Source organism: Paenibacillus shunpengii (assembly GCF_042684905.1).
GTDB lineage: Bacteria > Bacillota > Bacilli > Paenibacillales > Paenibacillaceae > Paenibacillus > Paenibacillus shunpengii.
This window is the reverse complement of sequence record NZ_JBHUMJ010000012.1, coordinates 1-739: the sequence shown is the minus strand read 5'-3', so window position 1 is coordinate 739 and position 739 is coordinate 1. Positions and strand designations below refer to the sequence as shown.

2 tRNA genes and 1 rRNA gene are annotated in these 739 nt (G+C 47.1%); all 3 read right to left on the bottom strand.

The annotated features are described in order from the left end of the window. Nucleotides 1-218: 218 nt before the first annotated feature. Nucleotides 219-294, bottom strand: a tRNA-Ala gene (locus ACFSVM_RS25055). A gap of 25 nt (nt 295-319) precedes the next feature. Further along, nucleotides 320-396 (bottom strand) — tRNA-Ile (locus tag ACFSVM_RS25050). Between the two features lie 35 nt (nt 397-431). Then, nucleotides 432-548, bottom strand: a 5S ribosomal RNA gene (gene rrf / locus ACFSVM_RS25045). Nucleotides 549-739 lie beyond the last annotated feature (191 nt).

The following is a 739-nucleotide window of genomic DNA, read 5'->3' as shown; positions in this document are numbered from 1 at the left end:
TGACTACGTCAAAAGTCGCTCTTCATCCAAAAACCTCACTAAGCACTCTATTTCATCTTTACTTGTTTGACACGAGTAAAGTGAAAAGGATATTTCTAAATCGCAAAATTGTTTCGTTTATCTAGTTTTCAAAGAGCAACTTTGTTGCGACCATAAAATGTTCGGTCCATCACGATATGTGCGAATGAAATTTTATGACCATGTTTGAAAGAATCTTATGGTGGAGCCAAGCGGGATCGAACCGCTGACCTCCTGCTTGCAAGGCAGGCGCTCTCCCAGCTGAGCTATGGCCCCATAGTAAAAGTGTTATAAAGTTATATGGTGGGCCCTAGTGGACTCGAACCACCGACCTCACCCTTATCAGGGGTGCGCTCTAACCAGCTGAGCTAAGGGCCCATGAATCTTGCTTGTGCAAAACCCTAAAGGGCTGCGCTTGGCAACGTCCTACTCTCCCAGGACCCTGCGGTCCAAGTACCATCGGCGCTGGAGGGCTTAACGGTCGTGTTCGGGATGGGTACGTGTGGAACCCCTCCGCTATCGCCACCAAACGCATGATTGATGCCAATCAATCATATACTGTATTAAATTGAAAGAGACTTGCTCTCTCAAAACTGAGCAACGAGTGAGCAACTAGCCGACCTGGCTAGTTTTTATATTTGAATGTTTCCGTTGCAGGAAACGATTCTCCATAGAAAGGAGGTGATCCAGCCGCACCTTCCGATACGGCTACCTTGTTACG